Source organism: Mammaliicoccus fleurettii (assembly GCF_003970575.1).
Lineage (GTDB): Bacteria > Bacillota > Bacilli > Staphylococcales > Staphylococcaceae > Mammaliicoccus > Mammaliicoccus fleurettii.
On the sequence record NZ_RXWZ01000209.1, the window covers coordinates 1 to 20,034 of the forward strand.

Below are 20,034 nucleotides of genomic sequence, written 5' to 3' on the forward strand. Positions count from 1 at the left end.
ACAATGAAAGAATACATGCAGGATTAAATTATCAAACGCCAACCTCTTATAAACTTATGAATTCTGTCTAAGTTTTTGTTGACATACCAGTACGTTAAAAGCAATTCTAAGTAAAATTGCTGATAAGAGGTATGTTAAAAGCAATTCTAGGCAAAATTGCTAATAAGGGGTACGTTAAAAGCAGATCTAAGCAAAATTACTGATAAGAGGCGCATTAAAAGTAGAACTAATTTATGTAAAGCGTTTACATCCTCAAGATGCTTTAATTGTACTGTTTTCAATTTGAAACTATGCTAAAATTATAATCAGAATGTTCAAAAAATGGAGGCATATTATGAAACAAGTATTATTTGATGTAGATGGTGTATTTTTGAGTGAAGAAAGATGTTTCGATGTATCAGCGCTGACTGTTTATGAATTATTACATAGTCAATCATTTCTGAATTTAAAAAGCTCAATAAGTTTAGAGAATTTAACGGAAAATGATATACAGCAAATTAGAAAAGATATGTTTATTGATGACAAAATTTTGAATCAATTAAAGTCTTTAGGATTAAATTCAAATTGGGATATGCTTTTTATTGTAATAAGTACTCATTTAATTGAATTGTTAAAAAAAGTAGAAGGTTCAAAATTAGATCTCAGTAACGATAATTTCAGTGAAGCAACATTAAAAGATTATGCAAACAAACTTAATGGGGCGCAAATTAATATTGAAACGCCGTTACAATTTTTATCTAAAGCAACATCAGGTAAAGAAAATATTTATCATGATTTAATTGCTTTTGCAAAAGAGGAACTTAACGTTGAAGATGCTTCAATTTTTGAACTCAAGAGTAAATTCTGGGATATTGCTCAAGAAGTATATCAAGAGTGGTATTTAGGTACAGAATTATATGAAGAAGTAGAACATAAAACAGCTAGAACAACATATAAGAATGGATATATTAAAGAAGAAGTTGTTTTAGCAGATATTGATAAGGTTACACAACTACTCGAAGATTTAAAACAAGCCGGATATCAAATAGGTATTGCTACAGGAAGACCGAGAACTGAAACATTAGTACCGTTTGAAACAATAGGGTGGTTAAAACAATTTGATGAATTTCACATTGGTACTGCATCTGAAGTGCTGAATGCTGAAACAACATATCCGGAACACAAGCCACTTGGTAAACCGAATCCATTTAGTTATTTAATTGCCAATAGTGGTAATGATTCAGAGAAATATTTAACATATATACAGAATCAAAAAATGATTTTTGAAAATGAAAACATATATATTGTGGGTGACTCATTAGCAGATTTATTAAGTGCTAAGAAGACAGGGGCCACTTTTATAGGTACATTAACAGGATTAAAAGGTCAAGCAGCTAAAGCTGAATTAGAGTCTTATGACGCAGATTATATTGTAAATAATGTATTAGATATTAGAAATATTTTATTATAAAAAAGTAAAAATAAAAGACTTGGACATAAATGTCCTAGAAATTTATAAAGAGCAGAAATTCATTATTAAATTGAATTTCTGCTCTTATTTTTTATGAAAATCATTCACACTACTTCCGACTAGTGTAAATATAGCTACTCATGCTTACACTTCTTTAGACTAGTGTAAATATAGCTACTCATGCTTACACTTCTTTAGACTAGTGTAAATATAGCTACCCATGCTTACACTTCTATAGATTAGTGTAACTATAGGTACCCATGCTCACACTTCTTTAGACTAGTGTAAATATGGATACCCATGCTTACACTTCTTTAGACTAGTGTAAATATAGCTACTCATGCTTACACTTCTTTAGACTAGTGTAAATATAGCTACTCATGCTTACACTTCTATAGATTAGTGTAACTATAGGTACCCAAGCTTACACTTCTTTAGACTAGTGTAAATATAGCTACCCATGATTACACTTCTCCCAACTAGTGCAAATTTAGCTATTCTATAACTAAGAGGCTGAGACAATTAATTTGTCTCAGCCTCTAATCTTTGTATAAAAATAGATATTGAGAGCGATTTTGTGAAGTGCTGACGCCTGAGGGAATGGTATGTGTGAGAGACTACAGGCTCGAACCATACCCCTAGGCAAGCATGCACGAACAAAATCGTAAAACTTATAAAAAAACATATCACTAAACTAGAAAAAATCAGTTAAGTGATATGCTTATTTGTTTTGAATTATGTCTTAGCTTTATTGTTTATAATGATTGATTAAGTTCTACTTTATTTATGCTTTGGAAGCCTTCTATAGCAAATAAATCAGCTATTGTTTCTTCAGAAGCTTCATCATCAATTGACAATACCATTAATGCTTCGCCGCCTATAGAATGTCTTCCTAAATGCATTGAAGCGATATTAATCCCATGTTCACCAAGGATTTGTCCCATTTTACCTACAATTCCTGGTTGATCATTATGATGAATTAATAGCATATGTTTTTCTGGTTTAAAGTCTACAGGATAATCGTTGATACGAACGATTCTTGGACCATAGCCATTTAATACGGTTGAACCTATTTTTATAGAATGCTCTTTATTTACTAATTCTAATTCTATATAGTTACTGAATCCGTACTTTTTACTATTTTTTTCAATTTGGTACGTAACGCCTTGCTCATTTAGAAGTACTAATGCATTGATTAAATTAACATGATCACCTAAATCTTGTTGCAATACACCCATTACAAGTTGTCTTGTAATTAAGCTAGTGTCATCAAGTGCTATTTCGCCATGATATTTAATTTTTAATTCTCTTGGACCTTTTTCAAATAGTTGTATACCAACTTCACCAGTTGTTCTACTTAATTCAACAAATGGTCTTAATTCTTCTTCAACTTCACCTGACATTTGAGGGGCGTTAACTGCATGAAGAACATTATTGTTTTCGAAAATGTCGATGATTTCATTAGCAACTGAGACAGCAACTTTTTCTTGAGCTTCAATAGTAGAAGCTCCAAGATGTGGCGTTACAATGATTTTTTCATGTTGTGTTAATGGCGTGTTGTTCGCAGGTTCTTCTGTAAACACATCAAGTGCTGCTTTCTCTATTTTTCCTTCATCTAGAGCTTTAATAAGTGCATCTTCATCGATGATTCCACCTCTAGCAACATTGATGATTTGTAAGTTTGGTTTAGCTTTATTGAAAAAGTCTTCATTTACAAGACCTTTCGTTTTTGGTGTTAGTGGAGTATGGACAGTTATAAAATCAGCTTGTTCAGCAATTTCATCAACTGTTGCTCTTGTGATTTCTAATCTCTTTGCATCGTCACTTGATAAATAAGGGTCAAATGCAAGAATATTCATACCGAAACTTTGAGCACGTTTAGCAACGCCAAGTCCAATTCTACCAGCACCGATTACACCAAGTGTTTTTTTGTATAATTCTGTACCGCGGTATTTTTTTCTATCCCAGTTACCATCTTGTAATGAACGATGTGCTTCAGGAATGTTACGAGCCATAGATAATATCATAGCCATTGAATGTTCAGTAGCTGAAATGGTGTTTCCATCAGGAGCATTAATAACTAAAATACCTTGTTTAGTTGCATAGTTTATATCAATATTATCAACACCTACACCAGCTCTAGCGACAACACGCAAGTTTTTTGCTGCATCTAAAATAGGTGGTGTAATTTGGGTTTGACTTCTAACGATTAAAGCATCATAGCTATCTATAATGTTAATAAGTTCTGATTCACTTAGACCAGTATTTATGTCTACTTCAAATTGTTCATGGTCAGTTAAACTCTTTAAACCTTCTTCTGAAATTGGATCTACTACGATTACTTTAAACATATTGATTTACGACCTCCTGGAATTTAGAAACACCTTTACCAATTACTGATTCATCACGAATTTCTGAAAGTATAATTTCTAATGCACTTATAAATTGCAACATATCATTAGGAGAAACTTTACCCATATGACCAACTCTTAAAATAGTACCTTTGAGATGTTGTTGACCACCTGCGATAGTAATATTGAATCTGCTAAGTAATTCATCTTTAATTTGTTTTACTTCATCTTTGTTTGGTACGAAAGCAGTTACAGTAGGGGAAGCAAATTGATCTTCAACTAACAAAGTCATACCTAACGCTTTTAAACTTTCCCTAACTGCAGTTTTACATACTTCGTGTCTTTTAATTGTATTTTCAAATTTTTCTTCACGAATTAAATCACAATATGCTTGAACACCTCTAATAAGTGATACAGCAGGTGTAAATGGAGTTGAATCATCATTTAAAGAAGTTATGTATTTATTTAAATCTAAATAAAATCTTGAAGTCGTCACTTCTTTAAATCGTTCAATTGCTCTGTCATTATATGCTACAAAAGCAGCTCCAGGTGGTAACATAATTGCCTTTTGACTACCTGAAATGAGAACATCGATATTATCTTCTTCCATATCCACTTCAACTGCACCGATGATACTTACGCCATCAACAATAAAATAAATATCAGGATTAAATTCTTTTACTAATTTTCCTAATTCGTTGATAGGGTGTTTTACAGAAGTTGAAGTTTCACAGAATTGTGTAAATATAGCTTTAATATCTACATTAAGTGAGTTTAAATATGTTTCGAATTCTTTTAAATCAACACCTTTTCCCCATTCAACTTCAAAAATATGTGCATTGAAAGGGTATGAAGAAGCTATCTTTCTAAACCTATCGCCAAATGCTCCTGAAACAATTATCACAATGTTATCTTCTGGATTGGCTATATTAACCATAGCTGCTTCAAGGGCACTTGTACCTGAGGAAGTTAAAATAGCTACAGGATGCTTTGCTCCAAAAATTGTTTGTAAATCTCTTGATGCTTGATGAATGATTTGACTAAATTCCTTAGTTCTATGTCCTGTCATAGGAAGATTCATTCTTTCTAATATTTCCCTTGGAACAGTAGTAGGACCTGGTGCGAGTAATAAAGAATCATGCTGATACATATATAAACACTCCTTACTGAATTTATGTTCTATATTGTAGCAGAGAAAATAATAAAATAATAGTGAATTTATTGAAAATTCTGGTTAAAACGCTTTCATTTTAAAATCTTATTTCTCCAGTTGCTATAACTTGAACATTTCCAGCTAATGCACGCGTAACCATGCATGATTCTTCAGCTTTTTGAACGAGTCTATTTAATTTTTTTTGTAGCGTTTCATCAGGTTCTTCACTTAAATAAATTACTGGGAAATGTTCTATTTTTTTATAAGTGACCACGTCATTTTCAACATCAACATGTCCTTTTGAATTCACTTCAATTCTTTCAATTTCAATTTCAGAACGTTCAATCATCGCAGCTAAAGTAATCATGTAGCAAGTTGATGCAGCTCCGAGTAACATTTCATCTGGATTTGTACCAATTTCAGGTCCATCCATAACCTCTGGAATAGATACTCGAGTAGATAAATTAGTTGTAGTTATATGACCAGAAGCATTTCTACCTTTAGTCCAAGTTCCTTTTAAGTCAAAAATATGTGTTGTCATTATAATGTTCCTTTCTTTAAATAAATATATTTGGGTATAATCTATAGTATGACTGATTATTAAGGAGTAGACAATGAATGTGTATAATCCACAATCTATAATTAAAGTAGCACATAGAGGGGTACCTTCGCTAGTACCAGAAAATACAATAGCATCTTATAAATTTGCACTTACATTAAATATAGACATGCTCGAAATCGATATACATAGAACGCGAGATCATAAACTTGTTATAATGCACGATCCTACAACAGAACGCACTTCACTAGAAAAAGGCGAAATAAAAAACTTAGTTTATAAGGAATTACAAAAATATGATATAGGCAAATGGAAAGGTGAAGAATTTATAGGAGAACGTATACCTTTATTTGACGATGTATTACATTTAATTAGAAATACAGATATTAAACTTTTAATCGAAGTTAAGCAACCAGAAAAATATCCGGGTATAGAAGAACAAATTCTTGAATCCTTAATTGCTAATGACATCAATGAACAACAAATCATCATACAATCTTTTAACAAAAAATCCATTCAAAAATTTAAAAGTTTAAACTCTAGAATTGAGTTAGGAGTTCTCATTAAAAAGAAAGATCGATTCATAAGTAGAGATTCTATAAGAAAAATAGGGGAATATGCGACATTCATAAATCCAAATTATAAAATAGTTACAAAAAAATTTGTCGACGAAGCACACAAAGTAAATATGAAAGTAATACCTTATACTATTAATGACGATGAGACTGTTCGAAAAATGATTAATTTAAATGTAGATGGCATCATAACGGATTATCCTCAAAAAATAGAAAAATGGTTGGAAACATAAGGGGAATTAAATAATCAAAAACAAAAAAACCACTTTCAATTTGAAAGTGGTTTTTGCAATAACTATTAACGAGAGTAGTACTCAACGATTAATTGTTCATTGATTTCAGCTGATAATTCGCTACGTTCAGGAACGCGTACGAAAGTACCTTCTAATTTGTCAGCATCGAAAGTTAAGTAATCAGGTACGTGGTGACTTAATTCTACTGATTCTAATACGATGTTTAATTTTTGTGATTTTTCACGAATGCTAATAGTTTGACCTGGTTTTAAAGTGTAAGATGGAATGTCTACACGAGCGCCATCTACAGTTACGTGACCGTGGTTAACTAATTGACGTGCTTGACGACGAGTACGAGCTAAACCTAATTGGTAAACTACTGCGTCTAAACGAGAAGCTAATAGTGCCATGAAGTTATCACCATGAACACCTTTCATGTTACCAGCTTTTTCGAAAATACTGCGGAATTGACGTTCGTTAATTCCGTACATGAAACGTAATTTTTGTTTCTCTTGTAATTGTTGACCATACTCAGATAATTTTTTACGTTGAGTTGGACCATGTTGACCTGGTACGTAAGGACGTTTTTCTAATTCTTTACCTGTACCGCTTAATGAAATTCCTAAACGACGTGATTTTTTCCAGTTTGAACCTCTAAATCTTGCCATAATGAAGTTCCTCCTTTTTCTTGTTTGAATGTTATGAAGAAACAAGAAAGAATGTTAAATGCTCATAAGGATATGTTATGTTTTTGTGTCTTCACCTTGCAGCCGCGGTTACACAACACACCTTCTTTGGGAATAACATAGAGCCCTATAATATTTAACTGCTACTTTCGTTAATTCACACAAAGAATAGTATACCTTTTTGGAAGGGGGATGTCAATTTATATTTTAAATATGAATATGCTGTTCAAGAGTTTGAACAAGTAATTCTAAACCTTGTAAATCCTCTTTGCTAAATCGTGATTTAACTGGGGCATCGATATCTAACACACCAATTATTTCTTTGTTATAGTATATAGGTATAACGATTTCAGATTGGCTATTTGCATCGCAAGCTATATGTCCTGGAAATGCATTAACATCTTCTACAAGTTGAGATTTTTTTTGAGAAACAGCTGTACCACATACACCTTTTCCTATTTCGATATCAACACAGGCAGGTAAACCTTGAAATGGTCCTAGTTTTAATGCATTATTTTTTAAAAGGTAGAAACCTATCCAATTTATATTTGGTAAGAATTGATTGATAAATGCTGAAGTATTACTTAAATTAGCGATTAAATCTTTCTCACCTGATAATAAACCATCAAGTTGTCTACTAAGTAATGTATAGTCTAATTGATTTTCTGGCATTTTTTGTTCCTCATTTCATTATTTTTTTGAATTATATCTCTATTTTAAGATTTTGAATATGTTTTGCATAGAAAAAGGTTTGTTGGATAAATATTTTACGTTATAATAAAGAGAACGATTTAGGAGGAGAATACATAATGGCAATTTATATAACACTTGCAATTATAATCATTATATTAATTGGTATTGGTATAATGTTATGGTTGCGTACATCAAAGCGAAATTTGATTACTGAGACCGAGCAGCGTAAGCAAAAAATTAAACAATTACCTTTTCAAGATGAATTAGCTAAACTTAAAAAATTAAATATACATGGTGAAGCTAAGGACAAGTATGATCAATTCAAAAGGGAATGGCAAACTGTTTTACAAGAAGATTTAAAAGTTGTAGATGCAAAAATTCACGACGCAGATGCAGAATTAGATAAATTTAAGTTTTCTCAATCAGAAGAAAGTATTGCTGATGCTAATAAAATCATGGATGGTATAGAGAAGAAATATACGCGTTTAACTCAGAGTGTTACAGAATTAATGACAACAGTAGAAACAAGCGACAAATTATACGATGAATCTAAACAAATTTATAGAGAAACAAAAAGGGAAGTATTAGCTAACAGACATCAATTTGGTGATGCTGCAGAACTTATTGAGAAAAATATTGAAGCATTTTTACCTAGAATTGAGCAATATGAAGAACTTGTTGAAGATGGGCATTATATTAAAGCAAGTGGTCATATAGATCAACTCAATACAGATATGAAACGCATGCAAGAAGATATGAATGAAATTCCATTGTTGATTAAAGATGTTCAAAAAGAATTACCAGGTCAGTTCCAAGACTTGAAATTTGGTTGTAGAGATTTAAAAGTCGAAGGATATAATCTTGAACACGTTAAAGTTGAAGGTACTTTACAAACATTACGTGGCAAACTTAATTTAGTTGAACCATTAATAGGTAGACTAGAATTGACTAAAGCTGAGAACATTATAATTGAAATAAATGATACTTTAGATGATATGTATGATTTGATTGAACATGAAGTGAAATCTAAAAATACTGTAGAACAATCTAAAGAAATTATTACAGACGAATTATTCCACGCAAAAGATATGAACTACACACTTCAAACTGAAATTGAATATGTTAGAGAAAATTACTATATTTCAGAAGAAGATGTTCATAAAGTTAGACAGTATGAGAATGAAATACAAAATCTTATCAGTGTTTATGATGAAATATTAGGTGAAATGGCTAAGACAAATGTTCGATATAGTGAAGTGGAAGATAACTTATTATATATTGAAGAACATGTTAAAGTGATAAATGATAATCAACAAAAAATTCAAAATCACTTAGTTTCACTTAGAGAAGATGAAGCAACTGCTCAACAAAACACATTACGTGTTCAATCTAAAAAAGAAGAAATATATAGAAATTTATTGGCGTCGAATTTACCTAGTGTACCTGAAAGATTCATCATTATGAAGAATGAAATTGATCATGAAATTCGTGAAGTTAATAAAATCTTCAGTCAAAGACCAATCAATGTACAATATGTTAAAGATAAAGTGAGTAATATTGTACTACAAATGAATAAGTTCGAAGATGAAACGACGGATGTTTTAATTAATGCAGTTCATGCAGAAACATTAATTCAGTATGGTAATAGATACAGAAAAGAAAACAATGAACTGAATAAAAGTCTTAATGAAGCAGAAAGACTCTTTGCTAATAATAGATATAAGAGAGCTGTAGAAATTGCTGAAACAGCACTTGAAAAAGTTGAACCTGGAATCAGTGAAAAAATTGAAGAAGAAGTTAATAAACAATAGTAGAACTATAGAGGCTGAGACAAATTAATTTGTCTCAGCCTCTAAATGTTATCTACATGCTTTTGTGAGCTAATAAGTATATCTATAGCAAATGACTTATGGTATCATTATATAATGAAAAAAAGAGGTGACAGTATGATATATCTTGATAATGCTGCAACTACGAAACCTAATGAGGACGTTATTCAATCATATATTCAAATGAATACACAATATTTTTTTAATCCGAACAGTCCTCATACAGCAGGTGTGAAAATTGCTCATTTAATTGATAAAGCTAGAGATAATATAAAACAGTACTTAAACTTAAACGATAAGTTTGACATCATTTTTACGAGCGGTGCGACTGAATCAAATAATATAGCATTGCAAGGTATGGCTCAAGCGAAGAAAAGGTTTGGTAAAACAATTTTAACTACAAAAATTGAACATCCTTCTGTTCTAGAAACTATGAGGGCACTAGAAGAACAAGGTTTTAACCTACAATATATCAACACGTTAGAGAATGGAAAGTTAGATATTACATCATTGAAAAAATTACTTAACGATGACGTTGTACTTGTAACGTGTATGCATGTGAATAATATAATGGGACAAATTCAACCAATTGAAGAAATCAGTAATATTTTAAAAGACTATCCAAAAGTACATTTTCACGTAGATGGTGTTCAAGGATTTGGTAAAGTTAATTTAAATATTAATTTAGTAGATAGCTATAGTTTAAGTGCGCATAAATTTCATGGACTAAAAGGCTCTGGTATTTTAGCCTTTAAGCAAGCAAAAACGATTCAGCCAATTATTTTTGGTGGTGGACAAGAGTATGGTATTAGAAGTGGTACAGTAAATGCTCCCGTGAATATTGCTTTAACAAAAGCAATGCGACAAATGAATGCTCAAATGGATAGTAATATTAAATTATTAACTGAAAAAGGAAAAGAAATACGTCAATTTATTGATCAGTATGAAGGGGTTTTAATTAATTCTCCTATAGATGCTGCACCATATATATTGAATGTATCGTTTCCAGGAGTTAAAGGAGAAGTATTAGTTAACGCATTTTCTAAATATGAAATTTATTTATCCACTACAAGTGCATGTTCTTCCAAAAAAAGTTCTCATAATGAAACATTGAAAGCTATGGGGCTAAGCAATATTATAATTGAAGGAAGTATAAGAATAAGCATTGCACCAGATTTAACAAACGAACAAATAGAAGCATTTAAAGATGCCTTTGACAAAGTATATAATGAGGTAAAGGAGTTATTAAAATATGAATTATGATCACATATTGGTTAGATATGGGGAATTGACCCTTAAGACAGGTAATAGAAATATGTTCGTTAATAAATTAAAAGCAAATATTAAAAGTAGATTAATGCCACTTCAAGGTTATAAAGTACGTGCTAATCGTGACAGAATGTATATAGATGTACATGAAGGTTCAGATATTGAAGAAATGATGAGTCGTATCCAAACAGTGTTCGGCGTACACTCAGTAAGTCCAATAATAAGAATTGAAAAAGAATTGGACATTATGAAAGAAGTTGCTATAAAGTTTGCTGAGGATTTCAATGATGGTGATACTTTTAAAATTGATGTAAAAAGAGCAGATAAAACATTTGAACTAGATACATTTCAACTGCAACAAGAACTAGGAGGACACGTTCTTCAAAACACTGAAAATATAACAGTAAATGTTAAACAACCTGATCATAAAATTAAAGTTGAAGTACGTAAAGATGCCATTTATATGTATAACCGAGTACTCGAAGGAGTAGGAGGATTGCCAGTAGGAACGGGTGGTAAAACATTACTTATGCTTTCAGGTGGAATTGATTCACCAGTAGCAGGAATGGAAGTAATGAAAAGAGGCGTGACGATTGAAGCTATACATTTTCATAGTCCCCCATATACAAGCGAACAAGCGAAACAAAAAGTTATTGATTTAACAAAGCAACTTGCAAATTTAACTGGAGACATCAAACTACATATTGTTCCTTTTACAGAATTACAAAAACAAATTCATAAAGTAGTCGAAGAAAGTTTTACTATGACGAGTACTAGAAGAATGATGTTAAGAGTAACTGAAAAAGTAGCGCATGAAATTGGTGCACTTGCAATCGTCAATGGTGAAAATCTTGGACAAGTTGCAAGTCAAACTTTAGGTAGTATGTATGCAATCAATAGCGTGACATCTATGCCAATTTTAAGACCGTTACTTACTTTTGATAAAGAAGACATCGTTAAAAAAGCTAAAGCAATAAATACATTTGAATTATCAATACAACCATTTGAAGATTGCTGTACAATATTTACACCAAAAAATCCAAAAACAAATCCTAAACTTGAAAAAGTTGAATATTTTGAGTCTAAATTTGATTTTGGTCCATTAATCGAAGAAGCGGTAAAAAATGTAGAAACAATTACAATTTCTAAACATGATGATATACAGCAACAAAAAGATGAGTGGATGGATGAACTACTTTAATAATGACGTTGGGATGTCGCTATCATTAAAGTAGAGGAGATGTCCAGATGGAATTTGATTTAAATATTTTACTTATTATTATTTTATTTGGTTTAATAGCATCATTTATAGATTCCGTAGTTGGTGGAGGAGGACTTATTTCTTTACCAGCATTATTAGCTGTAGGTATGGATCCAGCAACAGCTTTAGGTACAAATAAATTAGCAAGTTCATTTGGAACGTTTACGAGTACAATGAAGTTTATAAAAGCTAGAAAAGTAGATTTTGATATAGTAGGAAAATTGTTTCCATTAAGTTTTGTCGGTTCAATATTTGGTGCGATTACTGCTACATATTTACCACCAGAATATTTAAAACCACTCGCAATTATAATATTAGCATTAGTGACTGTTTACTCAATTGTTAAAAAAGATTGGGGAGATATCAATAAATATAAGAAATTATCACTTAAAAAAGCTATCTTATTCATAGTAGGTGTTATAGTAATCGGATATTATGATGGATTTTTAGGTGGAGGTACCGGATCATTCTTTTTATTTATGTTGTTATTAATCGGTCTGGATTATTTACATGCAGCAGGCAATGCTAAATTTTTAAATCTAGCTTCCAATCTAGGCGCTTTACTTTTATTTATGATATTAGGACAAGTGAATTATATTTATGGATTCAGCATGGCAGCAGCTATGGTAGTCGGTTCATATTTAGGAGTTACATTTGCTATAAGAAAAGGTGTATCCTATGTAAAAGTCTTATTTATAGTAGTCACAATTCTATTAATACTTAAAAATGTATACGACTACGTTAATAGTCATTTCATGTAAAGAGCGTGAGCATAAATGCCTTAGAAAATTAATAAGAGCAGAAATTCATTATTAAAATTGAATTTCTGCTCTTATTTTTTGTGAAAATCATTCACACTACTTCCGACTAGTGTAAATATGGATACTCATGCTTACACTTTTCCCAATTAGTGCAAATTTAGTTATTCTATAACTTAGAGGCTGAGACAATTTATTTGTCTCAGCCTCTAATCTTTGTATTAAAATAGATAATTTCAACGATTTTGTGAAGTGCTGACGCCTGAGGGAATAGTATGAGTGAGAGACTACAGGCTCGAACCATACCCCTAGGCAAGCATGCACGAACGAAATCGTAAGATTGTATAAAAAATAATCAAGCATGCACGAACGAAATCGTAAGATTGTATAAAAAATAGGCAAGCATGCACGAACGAAATTATAAAATTTTATAAGAATTTTCTTTGAACTTTGCTCCAAAATGAATTTTGAGGTAATTTAAGTGTTCTTATATATTTATCTTTAATTCTAAGGCTTATAAAATCAGTTTCTTGTACACTTAGTGCTTCATTATCTAGACCCATGATTGGATAATAATTGCCTTCTTTATCAAGTGAAATTTTAAGTGTTCTTGTATCGCCTAATACAACAGAACTACTTACTGTTCTAAAGTTATTATTATTTAATGATGCAATTTCTGTTAATTGCATACTTCTTATTTTAGGATCTATAATTGCGCCATCTAAAGATTTATTATAACCTGTAGATCCAGTTGGTGTAGATATCAATAATCCATCTCCGTTAAATGCCTCGAAGTATTCATCATCTATAAATATTTCCATTTTCATTGGCTTGATAACGCTAGATTTAATGTAAAAATCATTTAAACACATATAAGACATTTGATTGTTTAAATTTACTTCTAGTACTGGGTATTTCCTTACCATAACTTCTTCGGAATCTATTGATTTAATTAAATGTGGTATATCATCAACGCTAAAATCAACATATAAATAATTTTGATCTAATCTTGTTTTTATTCCAATATAAACTTTATCTTTGTTGAAATTTGTTTTTCTACATGCTTGAAGGAAACTACCGTCACCACCTATTGAAGCAATAATGTCTGCATCATCATAGTTTGATACAAATTCAAAGCCATGTGGTTCCATTTGGCTTTGTATTTTTTTTCGAGTCTCTAAGACATCGCTATCTTTTGAAGTGAATAAGTAAATATGTTTTTTTGTTGCCATAATTTGTTCCTCCCAAAAGTTACAGTTATTATTAAAGTCTGTTATTATTATAAATGTAAATATTTAAAATAGAAAGGAAGATACTATGTCTAAAAGAATTATTGCTATTATCATCGCTGTTATTCTAGTGGTAGGTGGTATTGTTGTCAGTACTGTTGGCATATTTTTGGATGATTCATGGAAAAAAACTGTGACAGATTCAGATGGCATTAGCGAGTCGGTTCAATCTGGTAGTGATAGTAGTAATAAAATCGTAAAATTATCTGTGAATGGTACAATTCAAGATACTGGTGCGGAAGAATCGCTATTCAGTGATGGAGGATATAACCATCAAGCATTTTTAAAACAACTTGATAAAATCAAGAAAGATAAAAGCGTTAAAGGTGTACTACTAGAAGTGAATTCTCCAGGTGGAGGAACATATGAGAGTGATGAAATACATAAAAAATTAGAAGAAATAAAAGCCAAAGATAAAAAAGTATATGTTCAAATGAAGAATATGGCTGCCTCAGGTGGTTATTATATCTCAACACCAGCAGATAAAATATATGCAGGTTCTCAAACATTAACTGGTTCTTTAGGTGTTATTATTTCAAGTATAAATTACGCAGAGTTAGCCAATGACATAGGTGTTAAAGATGAATCCGTAACATCTGGTAAGCATAAACAAATATTAAATCCAATGAAAGATATGACTAAAGAAGAACGTAATATTATGCAATCAATTATTGATGATAGCTACAAACAATTTGTAGATGTTATTAAAGATGGTAGACATATGTCTGAATCTGAAGTTAAAAAATTAGCTGACGGTAGAATTTATTCTGCACAACAAGCTAAATCAAATGGATTAATTGATGAGATTGGTTATGAAGATGATGCAATTAAAGACTTAAGAAGTGATATTAAATCTAAAAATGCACAAGTCGTAACTTATGATACATCATCAGGATTCTTAAACTTCCCAATGGGAGCTAAAAGTAAAATATCTTCTATGATGGGCTTAGATGATTTAAGTAAATATGAATCTTTAGTTAAAGCAAATAAATCACCACAACCTATGTACTTGTATGGTGAGTAAGGAGGGATTTTAAATGACTGAAGCAAGTTACGAACAAGTCGCTACAACTCGTGAACAAAGTGTTATTGAGCGTACAGTTAATAAACACATGTCTGATATAAAATCCATCGTATTTGCAGGATTCTGGGTTAGATTTTTATCTTATATCATTGATATATTAGCTTTAGCAGGTTTTAAAGGAATAGTGTTAAGCCCTCTATTTGCATTAACACAAATTAAGAATGAATATTTATTTGTGCCATACTTTAGCGTTGGAAATATAATAAGTGCCTTAATATTTTATTTATATTTTGTACTTATGACATATTATTTTAAAGCAACACTCGGTAAAATGATTCTAGGATTAAGTGTATACAGAGAAGATGCAAAATCGCTGAAGTTGAAAGATGTACTATTTAGAGAGTGGATTGGAAGAATTATATCAGGTGCATTATTAGGAATACCATATTTAGTAGTAGCTTTTAATAAAAAACATAAAGGTATTCACGACTATTTTGGTGAGACAGTTGTGCTTAAAAATAAATATATTCAACTAAGAAACGACTTCCAAAAGGCTACAAGGTAAGCATGTTATAAACAAAAAAATTTTAAAGTCTCTTTAATCATGATAAAATATATTTATCAAGAATAAGGAGGCTTTTTTTATGGCGCAAGTTACATTCAAGAATGAACCAGTTACAATATTAGGCAAGGAAATTACAGTAGGTTCAGTAGCACCAGATTTTACTGTATTAGCAAATGATTTATCTGAAAAGACTTTAAAAGACTATGAAGGTAAAAAGAAACTTATTAGTGCCGTACCTTCTTTAGATACAGGAGTTTGTAGTCAACAAACTCGTAAATTCAACGAAGATGCTGCAAATGAACAAGATGGTGTTGTCTTAACGATATCTAATGACTTACCATTCGCACAAAAAAGATGGTGTGCAGCTGAAGGTTTAGAAAATGTTATTACATTAAGTGACCACCGTGATTTATCATTCGGTGAAAACTTTGGTGTTATAATGAAAGAACTTCGTTTATTAGCTCGTTCAGTATTTGTTTTGGACAAAGATAATAAAGTAGTTTACGCTGAAGTAGTGAGTGAAGGTACTAACCATCCTGACTATGATAAAGCTTTAGAAGCTTTTAGAAATTTAAACTAATTAACAACCATAAATCGCTGTCCATTAGATTGGACAGCTTTTTATACGAAAGAGGGCAATTATGACTGAAGAAAAGAATATAATGGAAATATTATTTGAAAAACTTGATGTAAAAAGTAAAGACCTCCATGACGAAAATGGCCAAAGCTATATTGAAAATTTAGGATTAGCAATGGAAGAAATTTATACGAACCAAAGAGATTTGTTAGAGCAATCTACTTTACAAGAACGTAGAAAAGCATTCCAATTTGCTTATTTAAGTTTATTAAAAGAAGAAGTTATTCAACCGAATCATCAAATGACGCCTGATTCAATCGGGTTTATTTTAAGTTATCTTGTAAACTTATTTAATAAAAATAGAGAATCACTAAATATAGTAGATATCGCAAGTGGTACTGGACATTTAAGTGCAACAATTAATGAACAAAACCAAGAAAAAACAGTTATGCATCATTTAATTGAAGTAGATCCAGTTTTACAACGTGTAAGCATTCATTTAGCTAACTTTTTAGAAATACCATTTGATGTATATCCACAAGATGCGATTATGCCTTTACCATTAGAGGAAGCAGATGTAATAGTTGGTGACTTACCAGTAGGCTATTATCCTGTTGATGAGCGTAGTAAAGAAATGAAATTAGGTTTTAGTGAAGGTCATAGTTATAGTCATTATTTATTATTAGAGCAAGCTGTAACTGCAACTAAGCCTGGGGGATATGTCTTTTTAATAGTTCCTACAAAATTATTTGAAGGTGAAGAAGTGAAACAGTTGCAAAAATATATTGCAACAGAGACAGAAATGCAAGCATTCTTGAATTTCCCTAACTCATTATTCAAAACAGAACAGTCACGTAAATCACTATTGATCCTACAAAAGAAAGATCAAGGAAATACTAAGAGTGTAGAGGTATTGCTTGCTAATATTCCTGACTTTAAGGCACAATCACAATTGCAAACGTTTTTATCTGAAGTAGATGAATGGATGGAAAAAAATCATTCTTTATAAACTGTGTTAATGCTTGATTCATAACTGTATTAGTGTTTAAATAGTATAGAAAAGTATTATCAGGAGGAAGTCTAAATGACAAAAATAATAGCAATTAATGCCGGTAGCTCATCTTTAAAATTTCAATTATTTGAAATGCCAGATGAAAAAGTTATCACTAAAGGGTTAATCGAGCGTATCGGGTTAAAAAATTCAATTTTCTCAATTTCTGTAAATGGAGAAAAAATAACTGAAACATTAGATATAGAAAATCATGATGTTGCAGTAAATATTATGTTAGATGCATTGAAAGAACATAATATTATTAATGACATCAATGATATTCAAGGTACAGGACATCGTGTTGTACATGGTGGGGAACTATTCCCTGAATCTGCACTTGTTACAGATGACGTATTGGCTAAAATCGAATCATTAACTGATTTAGCACCATTACACAATCCAGCCAATTTAATGGGTATTAAAGCATTCAGAAAATTATTACCAAGTATTCCACATGTTGCTGTATTTGATACATCATTCCACCAGACTATGCCTGAAGAATCATATTTATATAGTTTGCCATATCATTTCTATAAAGATTATGGTATTCGTAAATATGGTTTCCATGGAACAAGTCATAAATATGTATCAGAAAGAGCAGCTGAATTATTAGATCGTCCATTAGATCAACTTAGAATTATTTCTTGTCATATCGGTAATGGTGCTTCTATTGCAGCTATTGATGGCGGTAAATCTGTAGATACATCAATGGGCTTCACACCTTTAGCAGGTGTTACGATGGGTACACGTTCAGGTAACCTTGACCCAGCGTTAATTCCATATATAATGGAAAAAACAGGTAAAAATGCAGAAGAAGTATTAAATATTCTTAACAAAGAGTCTGGTCTTCTTGGTATCTCAGGATCATCTAGTGACTTAAGAGATATTCAGCAAGATGCAAATGAAGGTAATGAACGTGCTAAATTAGCATTGGATGTATTCGCATCTAGAATTCATAAATATATGGGTTCATATGCAACAAGAATGCACGGCTTAGATGCAATTGTATTTACAGCAGGTGTTGGTGAAAACTCTGATACTGTACGTGCTAAAGTATTAGAAGGATTAGAGTTTATGGGTGTTTATTGGGATCAACGCCTAAACACTGGATTACATGGTGAAGAAGCATTTATCAATTACCCACATTCACCAGTCAAAGTAATTGTAATTCCAACAGATGAAGAAGTCATGATTGCACGTGATGTATTGAAATTCGGTAACTTAGGTTAATATATTAAAGAACTTCACAATTTGTGTCGTTCTTAAACTGTCAATAAAGTATGAGACTTTGTTGACAGTTTTTTTATGCGAATTTTTTAGTAAAAACCGCACTTAAAGTGAATATATATATGTTTAAAATTATCTTGATTGGATATAACTAATTAATGTCTATTTTGAGGAGGATATTTATGAGACCAGAGAGAGCGTTAATGCGTTTAGTCAGAATAGTAACGAGAAGAGTAGCTAAAGAACAATCTAGAAAACAAAAACAAGAAAACAAACAAAATTTAAAAAATCAAAATGTAGATAATAAATAAATATAAGAAAAAAGCGTTCAGTTATACTGAACGCTTCAGAGTGTCGACAAAGTCTTAGACTTTGCCGGCATTTTTTTATGCGCATGCTTTCCGCGGGCATGTTCTCAGCCTGTAGTTTTCGAATCATGCTTTTCCCACAGGAGTCAGCCAAAAAAATACCAAATATTAACAAACTATTTTATAATATAGATGAAATTTTATTTAGGAGTTGATTCTATGTTAAATAAATGTACGGAAAACAAAACCTATATTAGAGAAATCCGTAGACATGTTTGGCAAGATGATTTAGATATAATCGAAGATTTAAGGTTTGTAGATACAATTAAAAAAGCATATAAACTAAGAAGTCAAACTGTAGAAAGAAGATTTGGCGATGCAAAAGAACAGCCTAGTTTAAACGCAGTTTAAGCTTAAATTTAATAAAACATACTTATTAAAACAAAAAAACAAACTGAACTTATTAATTTAAGTTCAGTTTGTCCACAGTCTGAAGCCTTCAGTTATACTGAACGCTTTTTTATATTGTAAGAATTATTTACTTTCATGGTGTTCATCAAATAATTCTTGTGTAGCTACAATAGGTTCGAAGTCATCTGGCATTGTTTCTGTTCTAACAACTAGAACGTCACAAGGTGAATTTCGCACGATTGATTCAGAAACTGAACCTACGATAAATCGTTCAACAGCATTTAAGCCGGAAGTACCACACATAATAAGGTCTACATCATAATCTATTGCTAATTTTTTAGGAATAACTGTTTTTGGTGAACCAAATTCAAGTTTAGTTGCTACATTAGAAACGCCATTTTTTTCAGCGAATTCTTTATATCCAGATAGTAAACTTTCAGCAAAGCTAGTAGCTTTATTTACTATTTGAGTATCGTAAGCCTCGACACTTGCATAAGATCGAGAATCTACAACATTGACGATTGTTAATTTTGCATCATTACGTTTAGCGACTGCCACAGCTTTATTGTATGCCCATTCTGACTCAGTTGAACCATCTACAGCTATTAAAATATTTTTGTAACTTAACATAAAAACCGCCTCCTAGTTCTTTTGTTTAATTATATCATAATTTTCTGAAAAAATAACATTATAAACTTTTAAATAAAAGGAAATATTGAACAGTTTTATGAGAAATATGTTAAAGTATAAATGCAGTAATAATTA

20 protein-coding genes are annotated in these 20,034 nt (G+C 31.2%); 13 read left to right on the forward strand and 7 right to left on the reverse strand.

From position 1 onward, the window contains the following. The first annotated feature begins 334 nt into the window (after positions 1–334). Positions 335–1,450: an HAD family hydrolase gene (locus CD129_RS12350; RefSeq protein ID WP_107509799.1), complete on the forward strand. Its 1,116-nt coding sequence runs from the start codon at positions 335–337 to the stop codon at positions 1,448–1,450. A gap of 755 nt (positions 1,451–2,205) precedes the next feature. Here CD129_RS12350 and serA read toward each other — a convergent pair. From serA to CD129_RS12365, 3 genes are all read right to left on the reverse strand, one after another. Next, positions 2,206–3,801, reverse strand: a complete 1,596-nt coding sequence (gene serA, locus CD129_RS12355; protein WP_078356380.1) for a phosphoglycerate dehydrogenase — start codon at positions 3,799–3,801, stop codon at positions 2,206–2,208. Continuing rightward, the gene (locus CD129_RS12360; protein ID WP_115337333.1) at positions 3,794–4,951 is read right to left on the reverse strand and encodes a pyridoxal-phosphate-dependent aminotransferase family protein; all 1,158 of its coding nucleotides are present in this window, start codon (positions 4,949–4,951) and stop codon (positions 3,794–3,796) included. The genes serA and CD129_RS12360 overlap by 8 nt, the downstream gene beginning before the upstream one ends. Before the next feature lie 100 nt (positions 4,952–5,051). Further along, positions 5,052–5,495, reverse strand: a complete 444-nt coding sequence (locus CD129_RS12365) for an SACOL1771 family peroxiredoxin (RefSeq protein ID WP_115337334.1) — start codon at positions 5,493–5,495, stop codon at positions 5,052–5,054. Between the two features lie 73 nt (positions 5,496–5,568). Between CD129_RS12365 and CD129_RS12370 the strand changes: the two genes are divergently transcribed. Then, positions 5,569–6,321, forward strand: a complete 753-nt coding sequence (locus CD129_RS12370) for a glycerophosphodiester phosphodiesterase (protein ID WP_115337335.1) — start codon at positions 5,569–5,571, stop codon at positions 6,319–6,321. Positions 6,322–6,386: 65 nt separating this feature from the next. Here the strand turns inward: CD129_RS12370 and rpsD are convergent, their stop codons facing one another. Continuing rightward, a complete protein-coding gene (gene rpsD, locus CD129_RS12375; protein ID WP_078356384.1) occupies positions 6,387–6,989 on the reverse strand; it encodes a 30S ribosomal protein S4 in 603 nt (200 codons plus the stop codon). 225 nt (positions 6,990–7,214) lie between these two features. Then, positions 7,215–7,679 carry a GAF domain-containing protein gene (locus CD129_RS12380; RefSeq protein ID WP_078356385.1) on the reverse strand — a complete coding sequence of 155 codons (465 nt, stop codon included), beginning with the start codon at positions 7,677–7,679 and terminating at the stop codon, positions 7,215–7,217. 137 nt (positions 7,680–7,816) lie between these two features. Between CD129_RS12380 and ezrA the strand changes: the two genes are divergently transcribed. The 4 genes from ezrA to CD129_RS12400 all read left to right on the forward strand — a co-directional run bounded on the left by ezrA (position 7,817) and on the right by CD129_RS12400 (position 12,820). Then, positions 7,817–9,511 (forward strand): septation ring formation regulator EzrA, encoded by a 1,695-nt coding sequence (gene ezrA, locus CD129_RS12385; RefSeq protein ID WP_115337336.1) that lies wholly within the window; start codon positions 7,817–7,819, stop codon positions 9,509–9,511. Between the two features lie 135 nt (positions 9,512–9,646). Further along, positions 9,647–10,792, forward strand: a complete 1,146-nt coding sequence (locus tag CD129_RS12390; protein ID WP_078356387.1) for a cysteine desulfurase family protein — start codon at positions 9,647–9,649, stop codon at positions 10,790–10,792. Continuing rightward, complete coding sequence (gene thiI / locus CD129_RS12395; protein WP_078356388.1) at positions 10,782–11,999, forward strand: tRNA uracil 4-sulfurtransferase ThiI; 1,218 nt, start codon at positions 10,782–10,784, stop codon at positions 11,997–11,999. Before CD129_RS12390 ends, thiI begins: the two co-directional genes overlap by 11 nt. Before the next feature lie 47 nt (positions 12,000–12,046). Further along, positions 12,047–12,820, forward strand: a complete 774-nt coding sequence (locus CD129_RS12400) for a sulfite exporter TauE/SafE family protein (protein ID WP_107510079.1) — start codon at positions 12,047–12,049, stop codon at positions 12,818–12,820. Positions 12,821–13,245: 425 nt separating this feature from the next. Here CD129_RS12400 and CD129_RS12405 read toward each other — a convergent pair whose 3' ends face one another. Beyond that, positions 13,246–14,049: an NAD kinase gene (locus CD129_RS12405; protein ID WP_115337337.1), complete on the reverse strand. Its 804-nt coding sequence runs from the start codon at positions 14,047–14,049 to the stop codon at positions 13,246–13,248. A gap of 85 nt (positions 14,050–14,134) precedes the next feature. On the opposite strand from CD129_RS12405, the gene sppA reads away from it, so the two are divergent. The 7 genes from sppA (at position 14,135) to CD129_RS12435 (ending at position 19,269) form a co-directional block, all read left to right on the forward strand. Beyond that, positions 14,135–15,130 carry a signal peptide peptidase SppA gene (gene sppA, locus CD129_RS12410; RefSeq protein WP_107510077.1) on the forward strand — a complete coding sequence of 332 codons (996 nt, stop codon included), beginning with the start codon at positions 14,135–14,137 and terminating at the stop codon, positions 15,128–15,130. Between the two features lie 13 nt (positions 15,131–15,143). Continuing rightward, positions 15,144–15,695, forward strand: a complete 552-nt coding sequence (locus CD129_RS12415; protein WP_107510076.1) for an RDD family protein — start codon at positions 15,144–15,146, stop codon at positions 15,693–15,695. A 79-nt stretch (positions 15,696–15,774) separates the two neighbouring features. Beyond that, a complete protein-coding gene (gene tpx / locus CD129_RS12420) occupies positions 15,775–16,275 on the forward strand; it encodes a thiol peroxidase (protein WP_115337338.1) in 501 nt (166 codons plus the stop codon). A 61-nt stretch (positions 16,276–16,336) separates the two neighbouring features. After that, positions 16,337–17,281, forward strand: a complete 945-nt coding sequence (locus CD129_RS12425; protein ID WP_115337339.1) for a class I SAM-dependent methyltransferase — start codon at positions 16,337–16,339, stop codon at positions 17,279–17,281. A 75-nt stretch (positions 17,282–17,356) separates the two neighbouring features. Further along, positions 17,357–18,553 (forward strand): acetate kinase, encoded by a 1,197-nt coding sequence (locus tag CD129_RS12430; protein ID WP_115337340.1) that lies wholly within the window; start codon positions 17,357–17,359, stop codon positions 18,551–18,553. 179 nt (positions 18,554–18,732) lie between these two features. After that, positions 18,733–18,861: a hypothetical protein gene (locus tag CD129_RS13510; RefSeq protein WP_256681917.1), complete on the forward strand. Its 129-nt coding sequence runs from the start codon at positions 18,733–18,735 to the stop codon at positions 18,859–18,861. A 216-nt stretch (positions 18,862–19,077) separates the two neighbouring features. Further along, complete coding sequence (locus CD129_RS12435; RefSeq protein WP_176579781.1) at positions 19,078–19,269, forward strand: hypothetical protein; 192 nt, start codon at positions 19,078–19,080, stop codon at positions 19,267–19,269. Positions 19,270–19,392: 123 nt separating this feature from the next. Here the strand turns inward: CD129_RS12435 and CD129_RS12440 are convergent, their stop codons facing one another. Next, complete coding sequence (locus tag CD129_RS12440) at positions 19,393–19,899, reverse strand: universal stress protein (protein WP_107510073.1); 507 nt, start codon at positions 19,897–19,899, stop codon at positions 19,393–19,395. Between the last annotated feature and the right edge of the window lie 135 nt (positions 19,900–20,034).